Genomic DNA, 26,532 nt, shown 5'->3' with positions numbered 1-26,532 from the left:
GCCCTGTGAGCCGCGCGCGCCTGTGGCCGTTGTACGCGGCCGGGTTCACCACCGCCTTCGGCGCACACGGCATCGCGGCCAACCTCGGCGTGGCCGGCGACGGCGCGGGAGCGTCCCTGCTCCGCCTCGGCCTGCTGCTCGCCCTGTACGACGGCGCCGAGGTCGTGCTCAAACCGGCGTTCGGCACGCTGGCCGACCGGATCGGTGCGCGCCCGGTGCTCGTGGGCGGCCTCGTCGCGTTCGTCCTCGCCTCGGGCGTCTACGTGGTGGCGGCCCGGCCCCACGGTTTCGCGGACGACGGGTGGCTCCTGATGGCGAGGCTGGGGCAGGGCGCTGCGGCCTCGGCGTTCTCGCCCGCGGCGTCCGCGCTGGTCGCACGGCTGACCCCGGAGAGCGCGCGGGGCCGGGCCTTCGGCTCATACGGCTTCTACAAGAGCATCGGCTACACGCTCGGCCCATTCCTCGGCGGGGCGGTCGTCGCGGCGGGCGGGCTGCGCTCGCTGTTCGCGGTCATGGCCGTGCTGGCCGCCGCGGTCGCCTGCTGGGCGGCCCTCACGGTGCCCCGGGTGCCGCCGCTGCCGCGCGCCAGGCAGACCGTGGGCGATCTCGCCCGGCGTATCGCCGATCCCGGATTCCTGCGGCTGGTGACGGCCCTGGCGGCGGGGACGGCGGCGCTGTCGGTGGGAGTCGGCTTCCTGCCGGTGTCGGGCCGGGCGGACGGGCTCGGGCCGATCACGACCGGAGCGGCCGTCTCCCTGCTGGCCGCGTGCGCCGCCGTCGCCCAGCCGCTCGCGGGCCGGGCGCTCGACGCGAGGAGGATCGGCCCGGTCCACGGTCTGGCCACCGGGCTGCTGCTCTGCGCGGCGGCCTTCGCGCTCGCTGCCGTCCCTGGCGTGGTCCCGCTCGTGCTCGCGGCGGCGACGGCGGGCGCGGGGATCGGGCTGGTCACCCCGCTCGGGTTCGCCGTTCTGGCCGGGGCCACACCTCCCGAGCGCATGGGCCAGACCATGGGAAGCGCCGAGGTGGGCCGAGAGATCGGCGACGCGGGCGGCCCGCTCCTCGTCGGGGCGGTCGCGACCGCGATGTCCCTGACCTGGGGTTACCTGCTGCTCGCCGGGCTGCTCGCGGGGGCCGCCGTGTACGCGGGCAGGCGCGGGCGGTGGACGGCCTGAATCAGGCCGGCAGGGCCGCCCGGTAATCTCCCGGGCTTATGCCGTAACAGCGGACGAACCACCGGGTGAGGTGGCTCTGGTCGGCGAACCCCGCCTCGGCCGCCGCCTCGCTCAGTGAACGGCCCTGCGCGATCAGCCGCCGGGCCGTACGCAACCGGAGCAGGCGCTGGTAGTCGCTGGGCGCCATGCCGTACACGGAGCGGAACGCGCGGTAGACGGCGAACCTGCTGCGCCCGGCCGCGGCGGCGAGGTCGTCGGCGGTGACCTCAGCGAGGGGGGCGTCCAGAAGGCGGCTCCGCGCCCGCTCGGCGATGCGGCGGGCGTCGGCGGAGGTGGCCTCCCGCGCCCGCACCGGCCGGGTGGCGGCCCGCCGGACGATCGAGGAGACGACGGCGGTCAGCAACTCGTCCCGGCGGAGGGGGCCGGCGCCCCCGAGCAGGGCCTTGTGCAGCGCCCTGAGCCCGGACGCGAGCGCGGCGTCGCGTACGACGGGGTGGGGGAACAGGGGCGGTCCCGTCTCCCGGCCGGCCAGGTCGCCCAGCACGCCGGTGACCAGCTCCGGCCCGATGTGAACGATCCGGTAGGTGAACCCGAGAGCGTCGGCGGCGTGCCCGTCGTGCGGGTCGTCCGGATTGAACGCCATGACCATGCCCGTCACGCTGGTGTGCGCGGCCCCCCGGCAGGTGAACGCCTGGTTGCCCTCCTCGGTGACGCCGAAGGAGTACGTCTCGTGGCTGTGCCGGTGGTAGACGTGCCGGGCGAAGTGGGCGTGCATCGCCTCCAGCGACCGGTCCGGGGAGCGCCAGTATCGGGACCAGTCCTGTGCCACACCGCCATTGTGCTCCGTCGCGGCGCACGAGCGTACAAGACGGCCCGTGCACGCGGAGGCAGGCTGGGGCGCATGCGTTTCGACACCAAGATCGGCATCGTGGTCCGGGAGGACCTGGCCGTATGGCAGAAGCTGAACGTGACGGCGTTCCTGGCGAGCGCGGTCGCGGGGGGAGTCCCCGAGGTGATCGGGGAGCGGTACGAGGACGGCTCGGGCACCTCCTACCTGCCGATGTTCCGCCAGCCCGTGCTCGTCTACGCCGCCGCGGACTCCGCCGGGCTGGCCCGGGTGCGTGCCCGTGCCGTCGAACGGGGGCTCGCCGTGGCCGTCTACATCGAGGAGATGTTCAAGACCGGCAACGACGTGGACAACCGGGCCGCCGTACGGGCCGTCACGGCCGAGGAGATGCCGCTCGTCGGGCTGGCCGTGTACGGCCCGAGGAACGCCCTGGACAAGACGCTCAAGGGGCTCCCCCTGCATCCGTGATCCCGTCCGAGGCTCCGAACAGGGGGAGGCAGGGTTCGAGGCCGTGGATCTCGAACCCGTCGGGGGTCGTCCACTCGTCGCGCGACAGCCGCAGCCGCTGCTGCAGCGCGGCCTCGCCCCTGCGCTTCTCCACGGCGAGCCCGTCCTCCCGGTAGCCGAGCCGCCGGGAGATCGCCAGCGACTTCGTGTTGTCCACGAAGGCGGACGACGTCGCGTACCGCGCGCCGAGGCCGGTGAAGGCGAGGTGCAGGACGGCCGCGCGCATCTCGGTGCCGATGCCCCTGCCCTGGAAGCGCTGCCCGAGCCAGGAACCGGTGGTGACCTCCCGGGTGACCGCGAAGTCGCGGGCCCGCATCTCCTGTACGCCGGCCACCTGGCCCTCCCACACCGCGACGAAGGAGCAACTCCAGGCGTCGGGCGACCAGGTGCCCCACTGCCGGAAGTGGATCTGGACGGTCGAGCGGGCGCGTTCGTGCGGCGGGGCGTCCGTCCACGGCTCGCCGAACGGCATCTCGCCGGGGTCGTGGACGCCCTCGGCCGCCCGGTCGGCGAGCGCGTCCAGGTCGTCCAGGCCGGGCAGACGAAGCTCCAGCCGGGGGGTCGTCAGTCGCAGCGCGAAAAGCGGCCAGTGTCGCATGGCACGATCGTGACAAGACCCACCGCCTGCGGAACACTGCTTTTTCACGCGGGCAAAAAGCGGTTTCCGCCGAATCGGGGATGCGGCTAGCCTCGGATGCCGCCACGAGCGCCGGGGCCGCGAACCGGCGCGGACAAGGAAGACGCATGCCCGACCCGCTCACCACACCGGCCGCCGAGCTTCCCGTCCGACGACTCGGACCCGAGGACCTGGATCGATGCCTCGCCCTGAGCGAGGACAGGGCCTGGGGCCGGGAGGAGCGCAAGTGGCTGTTCCTCCTGGAGAACGCCGAGGTCCACGCGATCGACGCCCCTTCGGGAGAGCTGGCGGGCACGGTCACGCTGACCCGGTACGGCACGACCGCGGCGGGCATCGGCATGATGCTCGTCGCCACCCGGTATGGCGGCCGCGGGCTGGGCCGCCGGCTGATGACGCACGTGCTCGACGCGGCCGGTGACGCGACCGTCTTCCTCTGGGCTACGGAGGTCGGCCGGCCGCTGTACGAGAAGCTCGGGTTCGAGACGGTGGGCGTGACGGAGGCGCGCGTGGGGCGCCTGCGCCCCGGGAACGACCCCGTCCTGACGAGGCCGGCCGACCTCGGCGCCGATCTCGACGCCCTGCTCGCGCTCGACGAGGAGGTCTTCGGCGCCGACCGGGCGGGGCTGCTGGCGCGGCTGTTCGCCTTCGCCGAGGAGGTCAGGGTCGCCGAGGACGAGACGGGGCTGACCGGCTACGCCGTGTCGTGGCGCAACATGGGCACCCTGTTCATCGGGCCGGTGGTCGCGGCCGATGAGGCGGCCGCCCGTGCGCTCGTCACCGACCTCGCGCGCAGCGCCGACGGTCTGGTGCGGATCGAGGTCGAGCGCGCCCGGCCGAGCCTGCTGCACTGGCTCGGGGAGCGGGGCGTGTCACAGGCGTTCTCGACGTCCTTCATGGTCCACGAAGGCAGGCCGCTCCCCGGCGACCGGACCCGCATGTACGCCCCGATGATGCTCGCGATGGGCTGAACCCCCCACTCGGGCCTCCTGACTCATGGGCCTCCCGGCTCACGGGATCGCTCTGATCCGGCTCTGATCCGGCTCTGATCTGTGCCGCCTACCGTCGCGACGTGGGACACCGGCGCCCGCGCCGCAGCAGGTCGTGCCGTCGCTGCGGGCGGGTGCCCCGCGAGACGAAGGAGCCGGACATGCACGATCCCGTCACCCGCGCCACGCACCACCAACGCACCCAGCCGCACACCCTGCCATCGGACCCCGACGGGCCGTCCGGGCACGCCGCCGGCGCGTTCCCGCATCTGCTGCTTGAGGCGCTGCGAGGCTCTCCCGGCACTCCCGCCTTCGAACAGGGCGGGAGGATCGTCTCCCGGGGCGAGGTGCTGGAGCTCATCGGGCGCATCGCCGTCGCGATGCGCGATGCGGGACTCGGCCCAGGCAAGGGCGTCGCCGTCCGCACCGGGCTGTCCCCGGAGGCGTTCGCCGCCCAGATGGCCGCGCACGTGCTGGGCTGCCGCGTCGTGAGCGTACGGCCCGGGTACACGCCCCGTCAGCTCGCCGATGTGCTCGGCGTGGGAGTCGACGCCGTGGTCCTCGACCGCTCGACGGCGACACCGGAACTGCTCCACGCCGCCGGGTCCGCCACGGTGCTGTCGCTGGGGCCCGCCCCCGAGGCGGCCGGGGTGGCCGGTGCGGCCGACCTCCTGGCCCATCCCGGCGACGACCGCTTCCCCGCCGTGGCGGCGCGCCCGGACGACGCGGCCCTGCTGACCTTCACCAGCGGCAGCACGGGCCGGCCGAAGGGCTGCGTGCTCACCTATCGGGCTCTGGCCGCGCACTGGTCCAGCCATCGCGGCTGGTCGTCGATCGTGCCCGGCTTCGACGAGTCCTTTCACCGCTACATGCTGTTCGGCACCCTGTCCAGCCTGGTGGTGCTGGACTTCCTGGCGTCGTGCCTGCTCGGCGGCGGCACCGCGGTGATCCCCGACGAGGACGGCCGGCCACTGTTCCCGTACGCGATCGAACGGCACCGGATCACCGGCGCGATCGTGACCGTGCCCCGGCTGCACCAGATGCTCGACCTGCTCCGCGAGGAGCCGGTCGACCTCGGCAGCCTGCGCGCGCTGACGGTCTCCGGGTCGCCCGTCAGCCCGCACCGGCTGCTGGAGGCGGCGGACCGGCTGGGCCCCGTCGTCCACGTGGGATACGGCGCGACCGAGGCCGGCGTCATCTCCATGCTCACTCCCGAAGAGGGCCGCGATGCGCCCGCCTCGGTCGGCCGCCCGCACCCCAGCGTCGAGATCAGCGTGCGCGACGAGGAGGGCCGCCCGGTCGCCACGGGACACACCGGCGAGATCCACGTGCGCAGCCCCTTCCTGATGGCGGGCTACTGGGATCAGCCGGAGGAGACCCGCGACGTGCTGCGGGACGGCTGGCTGCGCACCCGCGATCTCGGTCACCTCGACGAGACCGGCCTGCTGTACCTGGCCGGCCGCACCCGGGACGTGATCATCGTGAACGCGATCGTCGTCTACGCCGGTCCCATCGAGGGGGCGCTGGCCGGCCATCCCGACGTGGCCGAGGCGTACGTGACCGGCGCGCCGGACGAGCGAACCGGAGAGGCCGTCCACGCGTTCGTCGTCCCCGCTCCGGGCCGCACCCCGGACCACGCCGCCCTGGCGGAGCTGGTGCGCGCCGGGCTCGGCGCGGACAGCGTCCCCCGGACGATCACGACGGTGTCCTCCGTGCCGGTCGCGCCGAGCGGCAAACCGGACAAGCGTGCCCTGGTGGAACGCCATCTGTCGTCGGCACTCTGATCCATCTCTGAGAAAAGCCCGCCAACACTGGTGAAACTTCAACCATCCCAGTGAGGGAGGCGTCAGTGCCGGACAACATCCTGGACTACCTGGTGATCGGCGCCGGACCGGCGGGCCTGCAGATGGGCCACTTCCTGCACCGGGCGGGGCGCGGCTACCGGATTCTCGAGGCGGCGCCCGAACCCGGCGCGTTCTTCCGGACCTTCCCCCGCCATCGGAAGCTCATCTCCATCAACAAGAAGCACACCGGATGGGACGACCCGGAGCTCAACCTCCGGATGGACTGGAACTCGCTGCTGTCGGACGACCCCCGTCTCCTGTTCACCCGCTACAGCGACCGCTACTTCCCCGCCGCCGAGGACCTCGTCCGCTACCTGGAGGACTTCGTCGCCTTCCAGGGACTGCACGTCACGTACGACGCGCGGGTCGCCGAGGTCGCGCGCCCGGACGCCGAAGGCCCGTTCCTGGTGACCGACGAGTACGGCCGGACGTACCGGGCCCGGCGGGTGATCGTCGCGACGGGGGTCTCCCGGCCCAACGTCCCGCCCATCCCCGGCATCGAGACCGCCGAGCAGTACAGCACCCACTCGACCGACCCCGCGGACTACACCAACATGCGGGTGCTCGTCATCGGCAAGGCCAACTCGGCCTTCGAGACCGCCGACAACCTCCTCGAGACGGCCGCGGTCGTCCACGTGGCCGGACCGCACTCGGTGCGCCTGGCCTGGCGGACCCACTTCGTCGGGCACCTGCGCGCGGCCAACAACAACTTCCTCGACACCTACCAGCTCAAGTTGCAGAACGCCGTGCTGGACGGCGACATCAGGCGCATCGAGCGCCGGGCCGACGGCTCCTACCTGGTGACGGTGGCCTTCGTCCGGGCCGACGAGGTCACCAAGGACATCCCGTACGACCGGGTGATCGTCTGCACCGGATTCCGGTTCGACGCCTCCGTCTTCTCGTCCGAGTGCCGTCCCGAGCTGACGATCGGGGACAGGTTCCCCGCGCTGACCCCGGCCTACGAGTCGGTCAACGTGCCCGATCTCCACTGCGCCGGGACGATCACCCAGTCGCTCGACTTCAAGCGCGGCACCAACGGGTTCATCCACGGTTTCCGCTACGGCGTGCGCGCCCTGCACCGCGTGCTGGAGAACAGGCATCACGGCGTCCCCTGGCCGGGCCGCGACCTCCCCGCCGATCCGGACGCGCTCGCGGCGGCGGTGCTCGAACGGGTCAACCGCAGCTCCGCCCTGTGGCAGCAGTTCGGGGTGCTGGCCGACGTGATCGTCCCGGACGGGCTCGGTGGCATGCGCTACCTGGAGGAGCTGCCGATCGACCTGCAGGGCCCGCCGATCGGCGACGCGGGCCACTTCGCGATCACCCTGGAGTACGGCCCGCACCACGACCAGATCGACCCCTTCGACATCGCGGTGGGGCGGATCAGGCAGAGCGACGCGGAGCGTGCGCACGAGGGCCACTACCTCCACCCCGTCGTACGCCGCTACAGAGGCGGTGTGGTGGAGGCCGTCCACCACGTCACCGAGAACCTGGAGAACGACTGGACCTCGGAAGAGGTGCACCTGCGCCCGCTCCGGGACTTCTTCAAGCGCCAGAGCCTCCCGGTCTCGGTGTGACGGCCGTGCTGCCGACCATCGGGGACTTCGAGGCGGCGGCCCGCGACCGGCTGGACCCCGCCCACTACGACTACTTCGCCGGCGGGGCCGGCGACGAGGTCACGGTGAAGGCCAACGAGACGGCGTTCGCCCGGCTCGCGCTGCTGCCGCGGATCCTGCGCGGCGCGGGGAGCCCGCGGTTGGCGGTGACCCTGCTGGGCAGCCGCGCGGCGATGCCGGTGCTGGTGGCGCCGACCGCGTTCCACCGGCTCGCCGACCCGGAGGGGGAGAAGGCCACGGCCCGCGCGGCGGCCGCCGCGGAGACCATCATGATCGTGAGCATGGCCGCCACCGTCGCCGTCGAGGACGTCGCGGCCGCGGCGCCGGGCGCCACCCTGTGGTTCCAGCTCTACGTCCAGCCGGACATGGCGTTCACCGAGGCGATCGTCCGGCGTGCCGAGAAGGCCGGCTGCGCGGCGCTGGTCGTCACCGTCGACTCCCCCTCCCGGGGACGCCGGGACCGTGATGTGCGCAACGGCTTCGACGACCTGCCCGAGGGCATGCGCTGCGAGAACCTGCGCGACGGTGACACCGAGTCGGTGCGGCCGATCGTCATGTCGCCCGCGATCTCCTGGGAGCACGTCGACCTGCTGCGGCGGATGACGCGGCTGCCGATCGTGCTCAAGGGCGTCACGCATCCCGCCGACGCGCGCCTCGCCCTGGACCACGGCGTGTCGGCGCTGTACGTCTCCAACCACGGCGGGCGGCAGCTCGACACCGTTCCGGCCACCGTCGATCTGCTGCCGGAGATCGTGGCCGCCGTCGGCGGGGCCGTGCCGGTGCTGATGGACGGAGGGATCCGGCGCGGCACCGACGTGGTCAAGGCGATGGCGCTGGGCGCGTCCGCCGTCGCGGTCGGCCGGCCGGTGATCTGGGGCCTGGCGGCGGGCGGTGAGTGCGGCGTGGCCCGCATGCTCGCGCTGCTGCGGGACGAGGTCGAGCACGCGCTCACCCTGTGCGGCCTCGCCTCGCCGCACGACCTGGAGCCGGGGCTGGTGCGGCGATGCTGACGGCGGTGTGGGTGGCCGCGGCCCTCGTCGTGATCAGCCTGCCCCGGTGGCTCCCCGGACGCGTCGTCGCGTTGCGCGGGTGGGTGTTCACGAGGATCAACGGCGACGAGAGCATCCCGGTGCCGGGCGAGCTGGTCGGCGTGGACCGGTTCAGGGAGGTCTACTCCCACCCGGCGGCCTCCGGCCGGAGCAAGGGCGCCGTCCTGTCCGACCTGTTCTGGTACTGGCTGTCGCCGGGGCCCGAGATGCACCAGGAGCACCTGGAGGCGGGGGAGCGGTACGACGCCGTCGCCCTCGCCACCCGCCGCATCCTGTCCCAGCCGCGGGCACGGGTGGAGGAGCTCACCCGCCGGTGCGTCGGCCGGGCACTGGAGGGCAGACACGGGGTGGTCCGGCTGCGCGACCTGATGATGCCGGCCTGGGCCGAGTTCTCCTACGAGCTCGTCTTCGGCGAGCCGTGCCCGCCGCACGCCCGCGACCTCATCGTCGGCAACGCGGACGACGTCGTGACCGCGCTCAAGTGCTGCGGCCTGCGGCACATGGACCGGCGCGACCGGCTGACCGCCTATCTCGTCGAGTCGCTGCCCAGGGTGGACCACGAGCTCCCGGAGGGCCTGACGGCCCGGGAGCAGGCGCTGTATCTCCAGGGCGCCTTCTTCAACACCGCGGTTGTGCAGATGTCGGAGGCCACGGCCCATGTGCTGATGGCTCTCGCCCGGCACCCGGACGTACAGGACAGGGCGCGTGCGGGAGACGACCGCTTCCTCGACCAGGTGATCGCGGAGACGCTGCGGCTCTACCCGCTCTTCGGCATCGCCCACCGCGTCACCACGGGCGACATCCCCGTGACCGACGGCGTCGCCATCCCGGCCGGCTCGGTGCTGTGCTTCGACTACCCCGCCTTCCACCGCGCGGGCTTCCCCGACCCCGAGCGCTTCGATCCCGGACGCTTCGCCCCCGGGCACGCCCCGGTCAGGGAGCTCAACCACATCCCGTTCGGCATGCCGGCGAACCGGCCCTGCCCGGCGTGGCGGCTCGCACCGCTCGCCATGCGGGTCGCGGTGCGGGAGGTCCTGCGTTCGTATCAGCTCGACTCCACCGCCGCGCACACCCGGTCGCTGCCCAACCGGGGACCGTGCCTCCTCACCCCGCCGGCCGCGCCGCACGGGCGGGGACGCCGCCTGACGCTGCTGTCCATGCGGCTCAGGGACGGCTGGGAGGACGTCTGGCGCAGTCTGGTGCAGCTCGTCCTCGGCACGTACATGGTGTGGGACGCGCGCCGGCTGCGGCTGTGCGAGCGCCATTTCTCCGGCGACGCCCGTTCGGAAAGCACGTAGACCACCGGCCGATCTCAGGTCCCGACCACGAGCGGAGGCGCAAGCCATGCCCGTTCCGGCCCTTCTCCCCGTCCTTGTCCCAGCACAGGCGCCCGCCGCCGATCCCAACCTCGAACTGGTCCTCAGAGTGCTGCCGGCCCTGGCCGTCATCCTGCTGGCCGCGGCGTTGTGCGGCCGGCTGGCCACCTTGGTGATGCAGCCGCGCGTCGTCGGTGAGATGGTCGCCGGCGTCCTGCTCGGGCCGACGCTGCTCGGCGCGGTCTTCCCCGACGCCCAGGCGGCCCTGTTCCCCGCCCAGGTCAGGCCGGTCCTCTACGTGCTCAGCACGCTCGGCCTGACGCTGTACATGTTCCTGGTCGGAGCCGGGATGGACCACGACGCCCGGGCGCCGGGCGAGCTGCGCAAGGCGAGCCTGCTGGCGGCGTCGGGGATCTTCTCTCCGCTGGTCCTCGGCGGAGCGGCCGGTCTCGTCCTGTGGGACGGCCTCTCCCGCCCGGACGTCGGCCGGGTGGAGTTCGCCTTGTTCCTCGGGGGAGCGCTGTCGCTGACCGCCTTCCCCATGCTCGCGAGGATCCTGTACGAGCGCGGGCTGCAGAACTCCCGCATCGGCAGGATCGCCCTGCTGGCCGCCTCGATCGACGACGCCGTGGCGTGGTGCCTGCTCGCGGCGCTGTCGGCGGTGCACCTGGGCGGCGGCACCGGCGACACGCTGCGCACCATCGCCCTGGCGGCGGTTTTCGCGGTGGTGATGCTCGGGGTGGTGGCTCCGCTGCTGCGCCCCCTGGGCCGCCGCGTCGCGCGCACCGGGAGCCTCGGCGCCGGCGCCGTGTACGTGATCGTGCTGGTGCCGCTCACGGCCGGATGGATCACCGACGCGATCGGCGTCTACTCGGTGTTCGGCGGCTTCGTCGCCGGGTTGGCCATGCCGCGCGAGCCGGCGTTCCGCGCCGCTCTGCACGGCCGGATGATGGACGTCGTGTCGACCCTGCTGCTGCCCGTCTTCTTCGCGTTCTCGGGGCTGAACACCCATCTCGGCGGCATCGCCGGGGGCTCCGCGCTCCTGATGTTCGCGCTGATCCTGGCCTTGGCCTTCTCCGGGAAGTATTTCGGCTGTTCGCTCGCGACGCGGGCGCTGGGATTCGGCTGGCGCGAATCCTGGGCCATGGGCGCGATGATGAACGCCCGCGGACTGATGATCCTCATCTTCATCAACATCGGCCTGGCGCAGGGCATGATCACGCAGGAGCTCTTCGCGATGCTCGTCCTCGTGGCCGTGCTCACCACCGCGGGAGCCCTGCCGCTGTACAAACTGGCGCTGCCGGAGCGCCTCGAACGGGCCGATGCGGGAAACGCGGGGAGCCCGGGGAGCGCGACCCCGGTGGGTGCGGCGGCGGGCGAAACCGGTTTCATCTAATTTCATGTGTGAATTCGGACATTCGCAGAATATGGGGGGATGTTTCCGGGGGCGGCATTCCGGAGTCTGGAAATTTCCCAATTGCGGTGCCACGGTTGTCCGGTGGCACGGATATCGGGGACATCCGAACCGCGCTCCTTGCGCCTGCTGCTCGTGGAGGACGACCGCGAGCTGGGAGACATGCTGGTCGAGGTGTTCAGCGACCAGGGATACACGGTCGACCTGGCGCTGGAGGGCCAGCGGGGCCTGCACCTGGCGCTGAGCCGCCGCTACGACGCGATGATCATCGATCGCGGACTGCCCGTGGTCGACGGGCTCGATCTGCTGCGGCGGCTGCGCCGGCAGGCGGTCACCGTGCCGGTGCTGATGCTCACCGCCTTCGGCGCCCTCGCCGACCGGGTCACCGGACTCGACGCGGGCGCCGAGGACTACCTGGTCAAGCCGTTCGAGATCGACGAGCTGCTGGCCAGGGTGCGCGCCCTGCACCGCAGGAACCTGGACCAGGCCGCGCTGCTGCCGCTCGGCGCCGGCTGGCTCGACTCCGCGTCCAGCACCGTACGGCTTCCGTCCGGCGAGCAGGTGACGCTGTCCGGGCAGGAGTGCCGGCTGCTCCACGCGCTGGCGGCCCGTCCCCGGCAGGTGCACACGCGCACCTCGCTGCGGCAGCGGATCTTCGACGGCGCCAGGACCGAGTCGATCGTGGACACCTACGTCTACTACCTGCGCAACAAGCTGGGGCGCGGCGTCGTACGCACCGTGCGGGGCGTGGGATACCGCCTGGGCGAGCTGTGACGGCCAGACGGTCCTTCGACCCGGAGCGGCGCCTGCTGATCCGGACCCGCCGCCGGATCACCGCGCAGGTGGCGGCCGTGTTCTCGCTGGCGATCGCCCTCCTGGGCACGCTGGTCTACTGCGTCGTGGTCGACGAGCAGGATGCCACCGCCCGGCGCGACCTGGCCGTGGCCGCGATGTCGGCCCCGATGGACCACCCCCCGCCCTGCATATGGCTGTTCGAACTTCGGGCGGACACCGTGCGGAGCTCCCCGGGGGCGCCGGAGAGCCTGCCGGTGCGCGAGACGCTCGACCGGGTCGCCGCCGACGGCCGCACCCGGGTCGAGGTCGAGGAGGTCGGCGGTCATACGTACCTGGTGCGTACGCAGCGGCGCGGCGACGTGCCCCTGCAGGCGGTGATGGACCTGTACTACCCCGTCACCGAGCGGCAGCGGCTGCTGCGCACCCTCTGCGGGGCCGAGGTCGCGGCCCTGCTGGCGGCGTTGCTGATCGGCCAGGTCCTCGCCCGCCGGGCGATCGCGCCGCTGGGCGAGGCCCTCGACCGGCAGCGCCGGTTCACCGCCGACGTCAGCCACGAACTGCGCAGCCCGCTGACCCGTCTGCACGTCCGCGCGCAGCTCGCCGCCCGGCGCCTGCGGCGGGAGCCCGATCCGCTTCTCGTCGTGGGCGACGTCGACCGGCTGGTCACCGGCATCGGGCAACTGGGCGAGGTGATCGAGGACCTGCTGCTGTCGACCCAGCTCAGGCGGCGCCGCCGGCCGTTCGGGCCCGCGGACCTGGCCGCGCTGGCGGAGGAGTCGGCCGACGCCGAGGCGGCCCGCGCCGGGCAGCGCGGGGTGACGATCGACCTGCGGCGGGGTCCGGGTGACCATGTGGTGTGCGGAGCGCCGTCCGCGCTGCGCCGGGTGATCTCCGCGCTCCTCGACAACGCGCTCCGCCACACCTCGGCGGGCGGTCACATCTGGGTGACCGTGTGTTCGGGCCCGGAGACGGTTCAGCTCAGTGTGCGGGACGACGGCGTGGGGCTGGACCCGCATGACGGAGAGCGCCTGCTGGCCAGAGATGTCGGCGCGCCCCACTCCGGAGGTCTCGGCATCGGCCTGGCCCTCGTGAGCGAGGTGATGGACGCGCACGGCGGCACGATCGACGTGGACGGGCGGCCGGGAGCCGGAGCCACCTTCACCATCTGTCTCCCACGGGCAGGGCCGGACCCCGCTCCGCGTCTCCCCCGGATCTTCCTGCCTCAGCAGGCGCGGAGCGAGAGGAACAGAACGCCTGAGGCGACCGCCTCCGGCCCCGGCGACGCCTCCCTGTAGTCCTCCGGGGGCATGCTCATGGGTGCGACCGCCGCGAGACGAGGGTGTGATCGGGTGCGGTCGCGGCGTCGAGCAGCGCCCGGGCGGCGGACCGGGCGCGCTCCGCGGGGCCGGGGGCCGTGCCCATGGCGGCGGCGACGATCGCCCCCTCCACCAGCAGCAGGAGCTGGTCGGCGAGCACGTCCGGGTCGGCGGCGCCCGCCTCCGCCGCGAGCGTGCGGAGCCGTTCCCGCAGCGTGCGCTTGTGCGCCCGCGCCGCCGCCGCGACGGGCGGTGACGCCGGGCCGAGCTCGCCGAAGGCGTTGATGAACGAGCAGCCGCGGAAATCGGCCGTCCCGAACCACTCGGCGAGGAAGCCGAAGACGGCCGTCACCCTCTCGCGGGGCTCGGCGACGCGGCCGACGTGCTCGGCCAGGGCCCGGTTCCACCGCTGGTCGCGATGCTCCAGGTAGGCCTCCACCAGCGCGTCCTTCGACGGGTAGCACTGGTAGAGCCGTTTGAGCGAGACCCCGGCCGCGTCGCGGATCTGGTCCATGCCCACGGCCTGGATGCCCCGGGCGTAGAACAGCCGCTCGGCGGCGTCGAGGACGCGACGGCGCGCCTCGTCGCCGTCGATCCGCCCGCGCCGCGTAGCTTCCACTGGCCCCTCCTCGCCGGGGAAAACGACCGTTCTCTACGATACGTATGGAGAACGAGCGTTCTCTCATGAGGAGAGGAGAGCACGATGAGCACACGTCCCCCGCTTCCGCCCTTCACCGAGGAGACCGCGCGGCAGAAGGTGCAGGCCGCCGAGGACGCCTGGAACACCAGGGACCCCGAGCGCGTCGCGCTCGCGTACACCGAGGACTCGGTGTGGCGCAACCGCTCGGAGTTCCTGACCGGGCGGGAGGAGATCGTCGCCTTCCTGCGCCGCAAGTGGGAGCGCGAGCGCGACTACGCCCTGCGCAAGGACCTGTGGACCTTCGGCGGCGACCGCATCGCCGTGCGGTTCCAGTACGAGTGGCACGACGCCGAGGGCCGGTGGTGGCGCAGCTACGGCAACGAGTTGTGGGAGTTCACCGCCGACGGCCTGATGAGCCGCAGGGAGGCGAGCATCAACGACGTGCCGATCGAGGAGAGCGAGCGGCGCATCCGCGGCCCGCGCCCGGAGTCGGAACGCGGGGCCGGCCTCCCGCTCGCCTGACCGGCGGGGGCGCTCCGGGGTCCTTCATCCGGCCATGCTGCCGAGGGACTCGGCGCGGAGCGGGTCCGGCGCGCAGGCGGGGCAGTCCGGCGCCGCCGGATGGCGCGTGTAGACGTGCTGGTCAGGGGCCACGAGGTTGATGCCGGTGACGTAGCTGCCCGAGGTCGCGGGAATCCCGGTCAGGAACGCGATGACCGCCTGGGCGGTCAGGTGGCCCGACACTCCGGCGGAGGGCGCGAGGACGTCCGGCCCGCCGAGGTCGACGGGGATCCCGGGCGCGAGAGGGGCGTCGACGCTCGCGGTCAGGCACTCGTAGCACGGGCCGCCGGGAGTGAACGCCGCCACGCTCACCAGTGGGCCGTTGTACCCGCCGAGCGCCCACGGGATCTTCTCCGAAAGGCAGGCCCGGTTGACCCAGATGCGGATGCCGCCCCGGCCGGCCGGTTCGTCGGCGCACATCGCGACCGCGTCGAATCCGCGTACGAGGGCGAGCATGTCCTCCTCGCACTCGACCGCCCGGGGCTCCCCGGTGACGCGGACGGAGGAGTTGACCTCGGCGAGCCGGGCGACGGCCACGTCCACCTTGGGACTGCCGATGTCGGCCTCCCGATAGAGGGCCTGCCGCGTCAGGTTCGACAGCTCGACCAGATCGCGGTCCACGCAGTGGATCTCGCCGACGCCGCAGGCGGCGAGCGCCCAGGCCGTGTGGCTGCCGGTGCCGCCCAGCCCGAGGACGAGCACGCGCGAGCGTTTGAGACGGACCTGGGCCTCCCAGCCGTGCTCGCGCGGCGCGAGGCCGCTGGCGCGGAAGAACGCCGCGTTGCGCGAGTAGCGTTCGAGCTCCCGCAGGCTCAGCTCCTCGGGCCGCGGGCCGGCGGCGTCCTCCACGTATCCCGAGGTGAGCAGGAGATCGACGACGCCGGTCGCCTCGGTCTGGGTGATCTGCGGGAACGCGCGGCGCAGGCGGGCGACGACCTCCTCCGGGGTCCTCGTGCCGTCCATCGCGTTCAGAGCCGCCCAGGCGTAGCCGTCCGGATCGCTGATCTCCTGGGCGGCCCCGCCTATTCGGATCCGGTCGTTGCCGTACCTGTGGGGGCGGTGCTGGGCTTTCACACGGGGCAACCGCAAGGCGACCTCTCGGCATCGCGAGCGGGACAACAATCGACAGGTGGATCTTTCTGGAAGTGTCCACTCATGTCAAGGCGGATGCCGAAGCAGCATCACCCCTGGACGCGGCGACCGGCGCCGTGACCTGAGCCGGCCGTTTTGTCGTACGGCTCGGCTACGTTCCGGATCATGACAGACCGTTCCCCCAACGGCGCGACCGTGTGGGCGCGACACAGCAGGCTGCGGGTGGTGCCGCCGGTGCAGCCGCGCAAGCTGGCGAAGGTCCCCTTCGTCGAGCTGGCGGACGGCCGGCTCCAGGGCGTGGTGTCGAGCGGCTCGGACATCGGCCGGGTCTACGTCTCCTCCATCGCCGCCGGCACCCACAACTACAACTGCAGCACCAACAACAACCGCCCCTGCGGCGGCCTGTACGGCTCGCCGTGCAAGCACCTGCGGGCCCTGGCCGCCGAGGCCGTCGTGCAGTACGGCGCCGACCGCGTGTCCCGTTACCTGCGGGTCGAGGTCCCCGAGGGCGCGGACCTGGCCGACTGCCTGGGCGGCGTCCACGAGCCCGCCCCCGCCGCGGTCGTGTTCAGCCGGTTCCTGCGCCACCTGGCCTACCTGGAGGTGCCCGACACCACCTCGCCGATCCCGGAGCTGCACTGGTTCCCGGCCACGGGGACGGTGGGCTGATGCTCGCCGTACAGCTCGCCGCCCTGCTCGGCGGCGACTCGGGAAACGCCGGTGAGGGGGCCGAGGAGGCGCTCGCGCTGCTCGACGGCTTCGACGACGCCCTGGTGCACGGCCTCGCCCGGCTCGCCGACGAGCGCGCCGACGCGGTGACCGCGCTGGCCGCGGCGTTCGCCGCCACCCCACTCGGCGATCGGCTGGCGGAGGCCGCCGACGCGGTCGTGTCCGGTTCGATCACGCAGGAGCACCTGACGGCCCTGGCGGGCGGCCGGGTCGCGTTGTCCGGCGCCGTGCACGACGCCCTGCTCGAAGGCCTGGACACGGCATTGGGACGGGAACGGGCGGAATGGCCGCCGGCGCCCGATGACCCGGGGACGGCGGGCGGCGTCGGCGCTCAGCCGGCCGGAAACGTGCTCGGCGGCGTCCGGTCCTGGCTGCGCGAGCTGGCCATCACCGGCTGGCGCGGCGTCGACCACGACCTCGTCTCCGCGGCGGACCAGGTCGTCGAGGCGCTGCTCGCCGCACCGGATCTGCGCAGGCTCGCGGTGCTGCTCGACGGCTTCGCCGCCGAGCTGCGGGCCTCCTGCCCGATCGGCTCCGCGGATCACCTGCCGGTGCGGCGCTGGGCCGACCTGTGGACCCGCGCCCTGCTGCTGGCGCAGGACGGCGTCCTGACCGGTGAGCCCCGGCCCGCCACCACGGTGTCGGGACGGCTTCTGGTGCTCGGCGTCGACGTGCACGAGCACGGCACCGCCGTCCAGTTCCAGATGCACGCCGTCCTGGAACCCGCCGACGGCGGCAGGCCTCGGCTGGTGCGCACCTCTGTCACGGTCGCCAAGGTCGACACGATCGTCGGGCCCGCGCTGTGGAAGCTGACGCAGCGCCACAAGGTGCTGCTGTCCGCGCTGGCCGACCGCCGCAGCGTCGAGATCGCGGACATGCCCCTGCTCGACAGCGGTGACCTCGTCTGGGACGACGACCGCGCCTTCGTGAGCAAGCCCGCCGACCCGTTGGCGACCGCCCGGCTGTGCCTGCCCGGCGCGCTCGCCCCGGCGGTGCCGCCCCTCGACCGCGTTCCCGTACGCATCGCGGAACCGGTGCTGGTGGAGGGCTACAAGGTCACCGGGGACGGCTCCTTCGACCTTGGCGGGACCGTCCTCGCCGTGGACGCGGAACGGCTGCCCGACTGCGGTCCGCTCACGCCCAAGCTGGTGGCGGCCTCGTCGGCGTGCGTGGGACTGGTCCGGTGGGACGGCGGCCGATGGACGCTTCAGCCGCTCGCCGTGCAGGCGAAGGTCAAGAGGGAGACGGTGGTGGTCGCCACCGGCGACTGGGCGCTCGGCCCCACCGACCCCAAGGCGGCCAAGGCCGAGGCCAGGGCCGCCGACGCGGTCACCGTGCTGCGGGAACGAGCCGGACGGTTGCTGCGACGATGAGCGACGACATCCCCACGACCGGTATCCCCACGACCGGTATCCCCGCGACCGGCATCTCCACGACCGGCATCCCCGCGACCGGTGTCTCCGCGACCGGCATCTCCACGACCGGTGTCTCCGCGACCGGTGTCTCCGCGACCGGCGAAGACGGTCTGACGAACGCCGACCGCAATCGGCGTCAGGTGCTCTACTGGCGGCTGCTCGCCCGGTTGTTCGACCACGAGGAGCAGCCCGCGCTGGAGACCGCCGGCGTCGCGGTCGTCGGCGACCTGGGCCTGCCCGCCGGGCTGCTCGACCCGGCCGTGTCGGTCGACTCGCTGGTGCAGCGCTTCCCCGACCTGGCCGCCGAGTTCGAGACCCTGCTCACGCAGGACGAGCACGGGCCTGGCGGCGAGGTGCGCCGGGCGGCCCTGATCTCGAAGCTGCTGCTCAACGCCTTCGCCACCGGCGCGGGTGACGTCAGCGCCACCCGGCTCGCGACCTGGCAGCGGGACGCCGCCTGGCTCAAGTGGGCCATGTGCGCGGGGCCGGCGCCCGGATCGGGAGCGGGCGCGGGAACGGATGCGGCACCGGGAGAGCCGGGCGGCCAACCCGGAGCGGAGGCCGAGACCGGGTCAGGGGCGGGGCCCACGGCCGGGTCCGGGCGGGGCTCCGGCGTCAGGATCGGCGACGACGACCTGGCCAAGGCGCTGGCCGGCATCGAAGCCGACCTGGTCAGCCGCATGCGGCTGCGCGAGGTCCTGGCCGACCCGGCCCTGGCGCGGCAGCTCACGCCCAGCATGTCGCTGGTCGAGCAGTTGCTGCGCGACAAGGCCAACCTGTCGGGGGTGGCGCTGGCCAACGCCAAGGCGCTGATCCGCAGGTTCGTCGACGAGGTCGCCGAGGTGCTGCGCACACAGGTCGAGAAGGCCAGTGTGGGGGCGATCGACCGGTCGGTGCCGCCGAAGCGGGTGTTCCGCAACCTGGACCTCGACCGCACGATCTGGAAGAACCTCACCAACTACAGCCCCGAGGACCAGCGGCTCTACGTCGATCGGCTCTACTACCGGCACACCGCGAGGCGTACGACGCCGGCCAGGATGATCGTGGTGGTCGACCAGTCCGGTTCCATGGTCGACGCGATGGTCAACTGCACCATCCTGGCGTCCATCTTCGCCGGGCTGCCCAAGGTCGACGTGCACCTGGTCGCGTACGACACCCGCGCGCTCGACCTCACCCCGTGGGTGCACGATCCGTTCGAGGTGCTGCTGCGCACCCAGCTCGGCGGCGGCACCGACGGCACCGCCGCCCTGGCCCTCGCCCAGCCGAAGGTCGCCGACCCCCGCAACACGGTGGTCGTGTGGATCTCGGACTTCTACGAGTGGAACTGCCCCGCCGTCTACGCCGGGATGGAGGCGCTGCACCGATCCGGCGTACGGCTCATCCCGGTGGGCTCGGTGGACAGCGGCGGCCAGCAGAGCGTCAACCCGTGGTTCCGGCAGAAGCTCAAGGACCTGGGCACGCCGGTGATCTCGGGCCACATCCGCAAGCTCGTGTTCGAACTCAAGAACTTCCTCGCCTAGGAGACCCCTTAAATGACCAACGAGATGCTCCGCGCGCCCGCCGAGGTGAAGTACGCCGAGGAGCTCGACTGGCTGGAGTCGATCGACGACGGCCCCAAGCCGTTCTCCTGGCGGCTCAGCCCCCGCATGGTCCGGCTTTTCGTGCTCGGCAGCGAGCGGTCCGACGGCCTGGACCGCGAGATCCCGCAGAAGTGGTTCGGCGACCGGAGCTTCGTCGAGCGCAGCATCGTGACGCTCGCCTCCGACCGCGGCCTGCTGCTGATCGGCGACCCGGGCACCGGCAAGAGCTGGCTGGCCGAGCTGCTCTCCGCCGCGATCTGCCGTGACTCCACCCTGGTCGTGCAGGGAACGGCGGGCACCACCGAGGACCACATCAAGTATTCGTGGAACGTCTCGATGGTGATCGCCAAGGGTCAGTCCCGCGAGTCGATGATCCCCTCGCCGATCATGACGGCGATGGAGCAGGGCATGATCGGCCGTTTCGAGGAGCTGACCCGCGCCACCAGCGACGTGCAGGACGCCCTGATCTCGATCCTGTCGGAGAAGTACGTCTCCATTCCCGAGCTGGACACCGACAACACGGTGTTCGCCAGGCCCGGGTTCTCGATCATCGCCACCGCCAACAGCCGGGACCGGGGCGTCAACGACCTGTCCTCGGCGCTGAAACGGCGGTTCAACTTCGTCCGCATCCCCGTGGTGACGAGCAAGGCCAGCGAGGCCGAGATCGTCCGCTTCCGCACCACCGAACTGCTGCGCCGGCACCGCATCGAACTGGACGTGCCGCCCGCGCTCCTCGACATCCTGCTGCAGAGCTTCGCCGACCTACGGGCCGCGGCGGCGTCGGCCACGAGCGAGGACGAGAAGCTGGAGTCCGCCCTGTCCACCGCCGAGCAGATCGGCGTGCTGGAGGACGCCATCCTGCACAGCCACTTCTTCGGCGACCGCACGTTGCGCGCCGAGACCCTGGGCGGCTCGCTGGTGGGCTCGCTGGCCAGGCGCGCCCCGGAAGACCTGGCCATCCTCAACAAGTACTGGCACGGCGTGGTCGAACCCCGCAGCAAGAACGACGGAGGCGAGTGGACGCGGTTCCTCGACGGCGGCCGCCAGGCGATCTCGACGCTGTCATGAGCACCTTCGACGCCCTGCGCGAGCAGCTTCTCGACGCCGCCACGGCCTTCTCCGGGGGCCAGGACGCGCCGCCGTCCCGCACCCTGTCCGGCATCCTGTCCGGCATGGTCGACGACGTCGACCGCATGCTGCGCGAGGAGCTGGAGATCTTCCCGGTGTGCCACCACTCGCCGGCCTCCGCCCTGGCCATGACCCGGCGGCTGCGCGACAAGCGGCCCAAGGTCGTCTACCTGGAGCTGTGCGAGGACCTGCGCCCCCTCCTGGACGAGCTGCGCAACTGCCGGCTGCCGGTGGCGCTGCAGGCGTTCGCCACCCAGCTCGACGGGTTCCCGCCCGGCTCAGGACCGCTCAGCGTGATCGCGCCGGTCACGGAGGCGTCGGCGGAGTATCAGGCCATCGCGTACGCGCTCGACACCCCCGGCGTCGAGATCGTGCTGGTCGACCGCTCGGTGGACCACGTCTTCCAGTGGCTGCCCCAGGAGACGGATGGTTCGGCTCCGCAGGAGTCAGGTTCGATCGAAGACGCGCAGGGCGAGGACGTGGCGTTGCACGGCGACGCCGTGGGCGTCGAGATCGGCGACCTGCGGCCGCGCTTCGCCGAGCTGGAAAAGCACCTGCTGCACCACGGCAAGGTGCGGCACTGGTCGGAGTGGTGGGACCAGTACGTCGAACAGCCGCTGACCGGGGCCGACTACGGCACCTACCGGCAGGCGATGGCGCTGGTCGGCAGCCTGTTCCGGCGGCTGCGCCCCGACGGCGACGGCCGCCTGGCCGTCGACGAGGAACGCGAGCGCCACATGTGGACGCGGATCCGCGAGCACCTCGCCACGTCGGGCGCCGACCCCGCCGACTGCCTGTACGTGTGCGGGGCCTTCCACGCCGTCAGCACGGTCGCCGAGTTCGGCCTGCGGTCCGAGGCGCCGCCGTACGAGATCAGCCCACGCACGGGCACCCGCTGGCTCTACGGGCTGATCCCCTCCAGCCACTCCGCGATCGAGGCGCAGTTCGGCCTGGCCCAGGGCTCGGTGTCCATCGCCGCCGCCACCTGGGCCAAGGCGGTCAAGCGCGGGGGCGTCACCCCCCACCGGCTGAAGGGGCAGCAGGACGGACGAGGGAAGCGGACCGGCAAACCGGCCAAAGCCGCCACGGCCGCATCGCCCGTCGCCGAGCCGGCGGCCGACCGGCTGTCGGGGTTCCTGGCCACCCCGCCCGCGCTCGACGGCCTGGACGAGGACGAACTGCGCGGATGGTGCGTCGACATCGTGCGGCTGGCCCGCCGCAACGGCTATCTGGCCAGCACGGCCGACGCCATCGCCGTGTTCGAGACGTCGATCCTGCTCGCCGGGTTGCGCGGGCGGGCCAGGCCCACGCCGTACGACTTCGCCGACGCGGCCGTCACCTGCATCGAGAAGGACGTGGTGCCGGGCCGCCGGGACGTACGCCGCCTGTGCGAGATCCTCCTGGGCGGCGACAAGATCGGGATGGTCGGCTACGAGGCGCTGCCCCCGCTCGCCCGCGACGTGTACGACCGGCTGGAGCCCCTCGGGCTCGACCTGACCAGGCGCACCCAGCAGCGGGTGCTGCTCGACCTCAAGGCGGATCCCGAGCTGGAGCCGTGCTCCGACCTGCTGTGGACGCTGCGCCACCTGCTGCCCGACGGCGCGATCCGGCCGATCATGGGGGCGCGCCGCCTCGGCGAGCGGCCGATCCAGGAGAGCTGGGACGTGGCGCTCGGCCGGCACCAGCGGGAGATCATCGAGCTGGGCTACGAGGGCGTCACGGTCGAACAGGTGCTGGAGCAGCGGCTGCGCCGCACGGCGTGGGACCCCCAGGCCACGGCGGGAGTCGCGCTCGCGGCCGTCGAGGACGCCATCCTCTACCTGGGCGGCCGCCGCCTCGCCGGCGAGCTCGGCGCCCGCGCCGTCGAGTTGCTGGCCGCCGAGCGCACGGTGGACGACGCTCCCGAGGTGCTGCGCCGGATCAGGCGGCTGCTGACCTACTACCGGGCGAGCGAACCGGAGCTGCCCGCCTGGTGCGAGGACTTCGTCACGGCCGGATACGCCCACTACTGCACGCTGCTGCCCACCGCCTTCGCCGACGACGACACCGGCGTGCGCCAGGTCGGCGCGATGCTCGGCTTCCTGTTCACGCTGGAGAGCCTCGCGCTGTCGCTGGGGTGCGATCGGGCCCAGCTCGAACTGGCCGTGCGGCAGTCGCACCCGCGGGCCCCGGCCAAGGTCGCGCTGCTGTGGGCGGCGCAGACGCAGCTGGGCCTGCTGACCAGGGAGGAGCTGCGCGCCCGCTGCGACGAGCTGCTGGCCAACCCGCTCGTCGTCCCGGCCTATCCGCTCTATGTGAGCGGGTTCGTCCAGGCGCTCGAACCCGTCCCCGGCCTCGCGCCGTTCGTGGTCGAGGCGCTGTCGAAGGCCTTCGCGCGGCTGCCCGACCCCGTCCTGCTGCCGTGGCTGCCGACGTTGATCACCACGTTGCGCCGGCACGCGCCGGAACTGGTCCCCGTGCTCGTCCGCGAGGCCGGCCGGACCTTCCCCGGCGCTCTGGCCGAGCTGGACGCCTGGACCCCGCCCTGGGAACGGCCGGCCGCACCGGCGCACGGGGCCCGGGCGGCAGCCACCCCGAGCGGGCCGGTGTCCGCGCTGCTGACCCGGCATCCGCAGGCGTGCGACGCCATGGCCGCGCTGCTCGGCTGTACGGCGGAGTGGGGGAGCATCGAGGGGGAGAACGGCGAGGCGGCGGCTCTGCTCGCCCGGCACCCGGCGACGACCGGCGCGGTCGCGGCCCTGCTGCGCCTCTGAACGACGGCTGCGGTTATCCGGTGGTGGCGTCGGTGAGCAGGGCGGGGACGAGCGAGGCGAGGACGGCCTGGTCCTCCGCACGGCGGGGGGCGTACTCGGTGATCCCCAGACCGGCCAGGGGAAAGCGGGCCGTCAGCGCGCGTACGGCGTCCCGCAGTGCCGCGACGTCGGGGTAGCTGAGCGACCCGAACTCCTCGGGGTCGAGGACGTCGAGGTCGATGTGGATGTAGACGGCGGTGCCCCCGGCGGCGGCGACGGCCGGGACCAGGACGCCGGGGTCGGCCGTCAGTTCGGGCACGGTGTGCCAGGCGAGGCGACGAGCCCGTCGCCGTGTCGCGCCAGGGCGGCCGACACCGGCTCCACCTCCACCCCGCAGTCGCCGCCCACGGTGACGACCGTGGCCGCGCCGCACTCGCCGGGCGCGGCGCGGGTGCGGGTGGCGACGGCGGTGAGGACGTCCAGGGCCCGGACGCCGTCCCCTTCGGCGCCCGCCGTGTCCGGAACGGGCACCCGTACGGTTCTCATGGACGGTTCGGCGGACGTCACCAGGGAGGTCAGCCGTTCGGCGCCGAGGGAGAGGAGCCGGGCGTCGCCGACGCTCGACCCCTGCCACTGGGGCACCTGAACGACGGCGGTCGGAAGCGCGGCCCGATCATTCCATGCCGATGTCCACCACCGGCAGGGGCGGGCGTTCGTCACCCGATGGTTCCGGGACGCCGGCGAAATCGGCAGACCGGAGGCGTGCGCCGCTTGGTCAGTTCCTCCAGCGCCGCGTCGAGCCGCCGCCGGCACCCGTACGGCTTCACGTGCCGCGGGCGCCGGTCCCGCCGGCCTCCGGTCGCATCGGCGGGGGCGTCGGTCATGAGGCCCCACTGCCAGTACCACTTCTGCACGCCGTGCACCACGCATACATAGAGCGTGTCGATCTCGTCGGAGCACCGTGCGGCGTACGCCGTGATCTGGTCCCAGTCGGCGACGAGCGGTGTGGTGGTGGCTCCTTCCGCGCGGACGTGCGTCAGCACGTACAGGCGCGTGTGCTGGTCGAACTCGGCTTCGGCGACGTCGCTGAGCAGGCGCGGCTGCCGCCGGATCGGGCCGGTTCTGTGTGGGGGCCAGGTCGAGACCGTGAGCAGCCCCAGCAGCGCCACCTCGACGCACCAGTCCAGAGTCATCGGAGGGGGTTCCCTTCGTCGGAGGCCGTACCGGGAGCGGTCCCCGGGCGAGGCCCGGCCGCGGGGTGACGGGATCGGGACGCGGGTACGGTCCACGGGTGAGACGAGACAAGGAGAGCGGCTGCGACGATGCCGGTCGCAGCCGCTCTCTCGCGGCGTGTCTCCATCCGCGCTCCTGCTCCAGGTAGCGGGGCGCGAATGGAGACGATCATCCGGTGTCCCGGAAGGCAACTCCGCCGCGGACCGGACGAGGGACGTCCACTAGTTACCCCCACGTCCCTCGCCCTTCTCGGCGGTGGCGCGCACTCGCCGAGAGCATTTCGGTGCTGTCGTCGCCGGCGCAGCGGCGTTCCCGTTCACTGCGCCGGCCGACATGAGGTGACCGGTTAGCGGTGGCCCCAGCCGCCGGAACCCCCGGGGCCGCCGTGGCCGGGACCGCCCTGACCCGGGCCGCCAGGACCGCCGTGACCGGGACCGCCGGGACCGCCCTGGCCAGGGCCACCGGGGCCGCCGTGGCCGGGGCCGCCCCAGGGGCCGCCGCCAGGACCGCCGTGACCGGGACCGCCCTGACCCGGGCCGCCAGGACCGCCGTGGCCGCCCCAGCCGCCGCCCGCTCCACCGGGGCCGCCGTGGCCGCCCCAGCCGCCATTGCCCCAGTGGCCGCCCCAGTGGTCGCCGCCCCAGTTGTGGCCCGGGTTCCAGTACCCGCGGCCGGGCAGGCCGTACCAGCGACCGGGCAGGCCGAGGGACGAGTCACAGCCCCAGCTGCCCGGCAGGGGGTACCGGCGGCCGCCGACGATGTAGACCGGCGTGGTCAGCCCCGCCCCGCAGGACGGCGAGATGTAGATCCCGCCGTTGACGACGTACTGACAGCTGGGGAGGACGTAGGTGCGCCCGCTCACCACGTACTCGTGGATTCCGGTGCCGAGCTGGTAGCCGGGCAGGCCGTACCAGCGGCCGGGCAGACCGCTGACGGCCTGGTCGCACCATTCGCCCGGCAGGGTGTAGGTGCGGCCGGCCAGGAGGTACACCGGCCGGGTCAGGCCCGCCCCGCAGGACGGCGAGACGTAGACGCCGCCGTTGACGACGTACTGACAGCTGGGGAGGATGTACGTCTTGCCCTTCAGGACGAACTGGTGGACGCGGATGTCCGCGCGCGGATCCGGACCACGCCTGGAGGCGTCGACCGGGCGGGAGACGCTGCTCGTGGCCTGCGACGCCGTGCTCGCCGCGCTCGCGGCTTCGGCGGCCAGCACCACGGGGGTGATCAGGGCAGCGGTGGCGAGTGCCCCCGTGAGGAGGGCTTTCTTCATCGTCAAGAGACGATTCCTTTCGTGAGGTGTGCTGCTGTCGGATCGAACGCACATCCCGGAAGCCGGCGGTGTGTCGACGGCGAAGCGAAATGCGCAGGACCGCAGTCGAGGCGGTTCGAGCCGGACTCCCCGCGAGATCCTCGGCCGAGGATCAGGGGGACCCCGGACCGGAATCGCGTAACGCGATCACGAGTCCTCGCAAGTGTCAGCAGATTTTGACGACACGGAGGGCCGGAACAGGTCGAGAGTCCGCACCCCCGCTGCTGCCGCGATGGCGTCCGCCGTGGTGCGGCGGCATGTGCCTCGTTTGAGCAGACCGTCGATGCACTGCCTGGTAAGGGCTGCCCGGCGAGCGAAATCGGCCACGCTGTGACTGTGGCCGACCATCAAGGCGCGCAAGAGCGCCACGCTCCGAAGGTGCATCTGCGGCTTTCCCGCCATAGCGAACCTCTCCGATGGAAACTTCATCATCAGATTCTGCTGACGTCCCGACTGCAGGTCGCACTCTAATCCGACCGAGCGCACGGCCGCACGTGAAAACAGAAGGTTTCCGCGAATAAATCTTGTGCGGCACCGCATTTTATGACGCATCTTGTTGACACAACTGGTCCCCGGCTTCGTCGGGGTTTGCTCCCTGTCGTCAGGATCTAGCG

24 protein-coding genes are annotated in these 26,532 nt (G+C 72.7%); 16 read left to right on the top strand and 8 right to left on the bottom strand.

All coding sequences use genetic code 11. From position 1 onward, the window contains the following. Positions 1 to 5 precede the first annotated feature (5 nt). On the top strand, positions 6 to 1,172 hold the full coding sequence (locus FLW16_RS20990; protein ID WP_221891199.1) for an MFS transporter: 1,167 nt from the start codon (positions 6 to 8) through the stop codon (positions 1,170 to 1,172). Between the two features lies 1 nt (position 1,173). Here FLW16_RS20990 and FLW16_RS20985 read toward each other — a convergent pair whose 3' ends face one another. Continuing rightward, positions 1,174 to 2,001, bottom strand: a complete 828-nt coding sequence (locus FLW16_RS20985; protein ID WP_260615435.1) for an AraC family transcriptional regulator — start codon at positions 1,999 to 2,001, stop codon at positions 1,174 to 1,176. 72 nt (positions 2,002 to 2,073) lie between these two features. Here FLW16_RS20985 and FLW16_RS20980 point away from each other — a divergent pair, with 72 nt between their 5' ends. Continuing rightward, positions 2,074 to 2,487, top strand: a complete 414-nt coding sequence (locus tag FLW16_RS20980) for a DUF2000 domain-containing protein (protein ID WP_142561796.1) — start codon at positions 2,074 to 2,076, stop codon at positions 2,485 to 2,487. On the opposite strand, the gene FLW16_RS20975 is transcribed toward FLW16_RS20980, so the two are convergent. Beyond that, complete coding sequence (locus FLW16_RS20975; protein WP_142561795.1) at positions 2,462 to 3,124, bottom strand: GNAT family N-acetyltransferase; 663 nt, start codon at positions 3,122 to 3,124, stop codon at positions 2,462 to 2,464. The genes FLW16_RS20980 and FLW16_RS20975 overlap by 26 nt on opposite strands. Positions 3,125 to 3,270: 146 nt before the next feature. On the opposite strand from FLW16_RS20975, the gene FLW16_RS20970 reads away from it, so the two are divergent. The 8 genes from FLW16_RS20970 (at position 3,271) to FLW16_RS20935 (ending at position 13,475) form a co-directional block, all read left to right on the top strand. Next, positions 3,271 to 4,131, top strand: coding sequence for a GNAT family N-acetyltransferase (locus FLW16_RS20970; RefSeq protein ID WP_185949529.1), 861 nt, complete (start codon positions 3,271 to 3,273; stop codon positions 4,129 to 4,131). Between the two features lie 179 nt (positions 4,132 to 4,310). Further along, complete coding sequence (locus FLW16_RS20965; RefSeq protein ID WP_142561793.1) at positions 4,311 to 5,933, top strand: class I adenylate-forming enzyme family protein; 1,623 nt, start codon at positions 4,311 to 4,313, stop codon at positions 5,931 to 5,933. Between the two features lie 65 nt (positions 5,934 to 5,998). Beyond that, entirely contained in the window at positions 5,999 to 7,567 is a 1,569-nt protein-coding gene (locus tag FLW16_RS20960; RefSeq protein WP_221891198.1) for an NAD(P)-binding domain-containing protein, read from the top strand. Next, positions 7,564 to 8,616 carry an alpha-hydroxy acid oxidase gene (locus FLW16_RS20955; RefSeq protein WP_221891197.1) on the top strand — a complete coding sequence of 351 codons (1,053 nt, stop codon included), beginning with the start codon at positions 7,564 to 7,566 and terminating at the stop codon, positions 8,614 to 8,616. The genes FLW16_RS20960 and FLW16_RS20955 overlap by 4 nt, the downstream gene beginning before the upstream one ends. Further along, positions 8,610 to 9,953: a cytochrome P450 gene (locus FLW16_RS20950; RefSeq protein ID WP_142561792.1), complete on the top strand. Its 1,344-nt coding sequence runs from the start codon at positions 8,610 to 8,612 to the stop codon at positions 9,951 to 9,953. Before FLW16_RS20955 ends, FLW16_RS20950 begins: the two co-directional genes overlap by 7 nt. Positions 9,954 to 9,999: 46 nt before the next feature. Continuing rightward, positions 10,000 to 11,367, top strand: a complete 1,368-nt coding sequence (locus FLW16_RS20945; RefSeq protein ID WP_142561791.1) for a cation:proton antiporter — start codon at positions 10,000 to 10,002, stop codon at positions 11,365 to 11,367. Between the two features lie 102 nt (positions 11,368 to 11,469). Then, positions 11,470 to 12,159 (top strand): response regulator transcription factor, encoded by a 690-nt coding sequence (locus FLW16_RS20940; RefSeq protein ID WP_260615434.1) that lies wholly within the window; start codon positions 11,470 to 11,472, stop codon positions 12,157 to 12,159. Next, the gene (locus tag FLW16_RS20935) at positions 12,156 to 13,475 is read left to right on the top strand and encodes a HAMP domain-containing sensor histidine kinase (RefSeq protein WP_142561790.1); all 1,320 of its coding nucleotides are present in this window, start codon (positions 12,156 to 12,158) and stop codon (positions 13,473 to 13,475) included. Before FLW16_RS20940 ends, FLW16_RS20935 begins: the two co-directional genes overlap by 4 nt. A 16-nt stretch (positions 13,476 to 13,491) precedes the next feature. Here the strand turns inward: FLW16_RS20935 and FLW16_RS20930 are convergent, their stop codons facing one another. Further along, positions 13,492 to 14,115, bottom strand: coding sequence for a TetR/AcrR family transcriptional regulator (locus FLW16_RS20930; RefSeq protein ID WP_260615433.1), 624 nt, complete (start codon positions 14,113 to 14,115; stop codon positions 13,492 to 13,494). Positions 14,116 to 14,199: 84 nt separating this feature from the next. Here FLW16_RS20930 and FLW16_RS20925 point away from each other — a divergent pair, with 84 nt between their 5' ends. Further along, positions 14,200 to 14,658, top strand: coding sequence for a nuclear transport factor 2 family protein (locus FLW16_RS20925; RefSeq protein ID WP_079313739.1), 459 nt, complete (start codon positions 14,200 to 14,202; stop codon positions 14,656 to 14,658). A 24-nt stretch (positions 14,659 to 14,682) separates the two neighbouring features. Here FLW16_RS20925 and FLW16_RS20920 read toward each other — a convergent pair whose 3' ends face one another. Beyond that, a complete protein-coding gene (locus FLW16_RS20920) occupies positions 14,683 to 15,771 on the bottom strand; it encodes a ThiF family adenylyltransferase (RefSeq protein WP_221891195.1) in 1,089 nt (362 codons plus the stop codon). Between the two features lie 183 nt (positions 15,772 to 15,954). Between FLW16_RS20920 and FLW16_RS20915 the strand changes: the two genes are divergently transcribed. Genes FLW16_RS20915 through FLW16_RS20895 form a run of 5 tightly spaced genes read left to right on the top strand, consistent with a single transcriptional unit; the run spans position 15,955 to position 23,394 of the window. Next, positions 15,955 to 16,458, top strand: coding sequence for a hypothetical protein (locus tag FLW16_RS20915; RefSeq protein WP_142561788.1), 504 nt, complete (start codon positions 15,955 to 15,957; stop codon positions 16,456 to 16,458). Then, positions 16,458 to 17,891, top strand: a complete 1,434-nt coding sequence (locus tag FLW16_RS20910) for a hypothetical protein (RefSeq protein ID WP_142561787.1) — start codon at positions 16,458 to 16,460, stop codon at positions 17,889 to 17,891. The genes FLW16_RS20915 and FLW16_RS20910 overlap by 1 nt, the downstream gene beginning before the upstream one ends. Then, positions 17,888 to 19,453: a VWA domain-containing protein gene (locus tag FLW16_RS20905; RefSeq protein ID WP_221891194.1), complete on the top strand. Its 1,566-nt coding sequence runs from the start codon at positions 17,888 to 17,890 to the stop codon at positions 19,451 to 19,453. The genes FLW16_RS20910 and FLW16_RS20905 overlap by 4 nt, the downstream gene beginning before the upstream one ends. A gap of 12 nt (positions 19,454 to 19,465) precedes the next feature. Beyond that, positions 19,466 to 20,581 carry an AAA family ATPase gene (locus FLW16_RS20900; RefSeq protein ID WP_142561786.1) on the top strand — a complete coding sequence of 372 codons (1,116 nt, stop codon included), beginning with the start codon at positions 19,466 to 19,468 and terminating at the stop codon, positions 20,579 to 20,581. Then, positions 20,578 to 23,394 carry a DUF5682 family protein gene (locus tag FLW16_RS20895; RefSeq protein ID WP_142561785.1) on the top strand — a complete coding sequence of 939 codons (2,817 nt, stop codon included), beginning with the start codon at positions 20,578 to 20,580 and terminating at the stop codon, positions 23,392 to 23,394. Before FLW16_RS20900 ends, FLW16_RS20895 begins: the two co-directional genes overlap by 4 nt. A gap of 13 nt (positions 23,395 to 23,407) precedes the next feature. Here the strand turns inward: FLW16_RS20895 and FLW16_RS20890 are convergent, their stop codons facing one another. The 4 genes from FLW16_RS20890 to FLW16_RS43845 form a co-directional block, all read right to left on the bottom strand. Continuing rightward, positions 23,408 to 23,692 carry a hypothetical protein gene (locus tag FLW16_RS20890; RefSeq protein ID WP_142561784.1) on the bottom strand — a complete coding sequence of 95 codons (285 nt, stop codon included), beginning with the start codon at positions 23,690 to 23,692 and terminating at the stop codon, positions 23,408 to 23,410. Next, entirely contained in the window at positions 23,680 to 24,015 is a 336-nt protein-coding gene (locus FLW16_RS20885; RefSeq protein WP_142561783.1) for a hypothetical protein, read from the bottom strand. The genes FLW16_RS20890 and FLW16_RS20885 overlap by 13 nt, the downstream gene beginning before the upstream one ends. Positions 24,016 to 24,089: 74 nt before the next feature. Beyond that, the gene (locus FLW16_RS20880; protein ID WP_142561782.1) at positions 24,090 to 24,566 is read right to left on the bottom strand and encodes a hypothetical protein; all 477 of its coding nucleotides are present in this window, start codon (positions 24,564 to 24,566) and stop codon (positions 24,090 to 24,092) included. Positions 24,567 to 24,952: 386 nt separating this feature from the next. Further along, the gene (locus FLW16_RS43845; RefSeq protein ID WP_185949528.1) at positions 24,953 to 25,879 is read right to left on the bottom strand and encodes a hypothetical protein; all 927 of its coding nucleotides are present in this window, start codon (positions 25,877 to 25,879) and stop codon (positions 24,953 to 24,955) included. Between the last annotated feature and the right edge of the window lie 653 nt (positions 25,880 to 26,532).

The organism is Microbispora sp. KK1-11 (genome assembly GCF_006874435.1).
Lineage (GTDB): Bacteria > Actinomycetota > Actinomycetes > Streptosporangiales > Streptosporangiaceae > Microbispora > Microbispora catharanthi.
This window is presented reverse-complemented; position numbering and strand designations above follow the sequence as displayed.